Below are 2,750 nucleotides of genomic sequence, written 5' to 3'. Positions count from 1 at the left end.
ATCTCATTTTTCTGTGATGGTAGCTGGCAGCAGCTACGTGTTCGCTGGTGGGCCTGCGGTAGTAAAGCCGGGGGTTGGTCAGGAGATTGATAAGGAAGAGTTGGGCGGTGCATCTGTGCACGCTCGGGGTTCGGGCGTCGTTGATAATGAGGCCAAGGACGAAGAGGACGCCTTTGAACAAGCCCGGAGGTTTCTCTCATATTTGCCAAGCAGTGTTTTTGAGCTTCCGCCTGTGCACGAAAGTGATGATGATCCCGAACGGCGAGATGAAGCACTAGCGACTCTGGTCCCAGAGAGTAAACGTCGGTCGTATTCCATGCGGAAGATCATGGAGTCGGTGTTTGATACCGGAAGCATTTTCGAGATTGGGCGCTATAACGGTCGTTCGCAGATCACTGCACTTGCGCGGATCAATGGGCATCCGGTTGCAGTTCTCGCTAATGATCCATCGCATCTTGGTGGTTCCCTGACGGCTGAAGCCAGCGAGAAACTCATCCGCTTCGTTGACATGGCGGATACCTTCCACCTGCCGGTCATCAATCTTGTTGATCAGCCTGGTACGTACGTGGGCCGAGAAGCAGAGGCGAAGGGTACCGTGCGGTTAGGAATTCGTGCTCAGCTGGCGATTGAACAGGCACAGGTACCTTGGGCAACGGTGTTTGTCCGCCGTGCGTTTGGCCTGGCGGGTTCTGCTTACGGGCCGTTGATGAGACTGGTGAATTGGAGAGTCGCGTGGCCGTCGGCGTACTGGGGATCGATTCCTATTGAAGGCGGAGTGGAAGCTGCTTATAAGAAGGAGATCGCTGCCGCTGACGACCCGCAGGCGCGACGGGACGAATTGGTGAAAAGCTTCGAGTACCTCGAGAACCCATTCTTAACAGCCGAAAAGTTTGGAATTAATGACATTATTGATCCTCGTGAAACCCGTCCGATGTTGAGTGAATGGGTTACGCGCGCTTACCGGCTGCTACCGGAACTGCTTGGTGTGACGACACGCACGATGCGTAGCTGACAACCGAGGAGGATCTCGATGGTGATTAAGCGAATACTCGTAGCTAACCGTGGCGAAATCGCCTGCCGAATATTTCGTACATGCGATTTGCTCGGTATAGAAACTGTTGCAGTATATTCTGATGCTGATGAGAACTCTAAGCATGTACGGATGGCTGATCGTACGGTCAGAATCGGTGAGGCACTTGCTTCATCGTCTTATCTGGATATCGAAGCAGTATTGCGCGCAGCGTCGGACAGTGGTGTTGACGCAATCCACCCAGGGTATGGGTTCTTATCGGAGAATTCGGAGTTTGCTCGTAAGATTCAGGAACTTGGGCTGACCTGGGTGGGACCGGATCCTGAGTCAATGGATTCGATGTCGGAGAAAGTTCCTGCTCGAGCGCTGATGTTAGAGGCTGGTGTCCCTGTCGTTCCAGGTACATCGGGCTCCGTGGATACGTTGGATCATGCACTGTTGAGTGCGCAAGAAATCGGTTATCCGATGGTCCTGAAGGCTACTGCTGGAGGCGGTGGTCTTGGGATGTCGGTTGTTACGAGTGATGCGGAGCTCGAAAAATCGTATGATGCGACTCGTAGAAAAGCAGAGCGGGCATTTGGGAACGGGTCCGTCTATTTGGAAAAGTACATCGAGTCGGCGAAGCACATTGAAGTGCAAGTATTGGGATTAAACTCAGACAAAGTTGCTGTTATTGGGGATAGAGAGTGTTCAGTTCAGCGCCGACATCAGAAAGTGCTGGAGGAGGCTCCTGCGCCTACTCTTTCCGAGTCTGAACGTGACTGGCTCTATGTGATGGCACAGAAGGTAGCCGAAAAGGTTAAGTATCGTGGTGCCGGAACCGTCGAGTTCATTTTTGATCGAATGACGAGAGAGTTCTATTTTCTGGAGATGAACACTCGGCTACAGGTCGAGCACCCCGTCACGGAGCTGGTTACGGGACTTGATCTTGTGGAACTGCAGATCCATATCGCGGCGGGTCAAGAACTTGATTTAGCTAGGTTGGATCGTCCGACGCCGCAGGGTCATGCCATCGAGTTCAGGGTGTATGCAGAAGATCCAGTGCGCTTCTTGCCAGGACCGGGAGAAATCACTACTTGGGCGGAACCCAGCGGCCCGGGGGTGAGGGTTGATAGTGGTTACGACGTCGGCGATATCGTGACGCCTTACTATGATCCACTTCTCGCAAAGCTTTGTGTTCATGATGTAGATCGCGATCACGTATTGCACGCATTAGGGGAAGCCGCTCAGGAATTCGATGTTAGCGGTCCTAAGACCAATCTCGCACTTGTAGAAGGCATAGTCGGGGATCCCTCGTTCGTAGATGGAGAGTACGATACCGAAATGCTCACGCGAGTCGTAAAACAAAAGTCCGCCTGAAGTAACAGTCGGTGGAGAGAGAAGGAAAGTATGTCTCAAAAGGTTGTTGCGGAAATGACGGCTAACGTGTGGAAGCTTCTTGTAAAGGTTGGTGATGAGGTCACAGAGGGTGATGAGCTGGCCATTCTCGAGTCGATGAAGATGGAGATCCCTGTGGAGTCGGACTATTCAGGAAAGGTGACAGAGGTGACTATTGAGGAGGGTGGTCCTGTGAACGAGGGCGACATTATGGTCGTCATAGCCTGACGAGAGTAGTGTTGCCGACAGCTCTAGGCATGATCTTACGATGGGGTTAGGTGTGTCTCACAGTGACCATCAGCCGCCCTTCGAGGAAACAGTAGTTCATTCGAGAAGAGTAAGA

The 2,750-nt window shown here is 52.5% G+C and carries 3 protein-coding genes; all 3 read left to right on the top strand.

Annotated elements, in window-relative coordinates:
* Positions 1–1,012: carboxyl transferase domain-containing protein (locus tag BJEO58_RS14665; RefSeq protein WP_308297875.1), on the top strand; the 1,012-nt coding region annotated here is incomplete at its 5' end.
* 18 nt (positions 1,013–1,030) lie between these two features.
* Positions 1,031–2,389, top strand: coding sequence for an acetyl-CoA carboxylase biotin carboxylase subunit (locus tag BJEO58_RS14660; RefSeq protein WP_219617129.1), 1,359 nt, complete (start codon positions 1,031–1,033; stop codon positions 2,387–2,389).
* Positions 2,390–2,419: 30 nt separating this feature from the next.
* A complete protein-coding gene (locus BJEO58_RS14655; protein WP_101590189.1) occupies positions 2,420–2,635 on the top strand; it encodes a biotin/lipoyl-binding carrier protein in 216 nt (71 codons plus the stop codon).
* Positions 2,636–2,750 lie beyond the last annotated feature (115 nt).

Source organism: Brevibacterium jeotgali (assembly GCF_900169175.1).
GTDB lineage: Bacteria > Actinomycetota > Actinomycetes > Actinomycetales > Brevibacteriaceae > Brevibacterium > Brevibacterium jeotgali.
The sequence above is the reverse complement of the archived record's forward strand: the minus strand, read 5'-3'. Positions and strand labels throughout refer to the sequence as shown.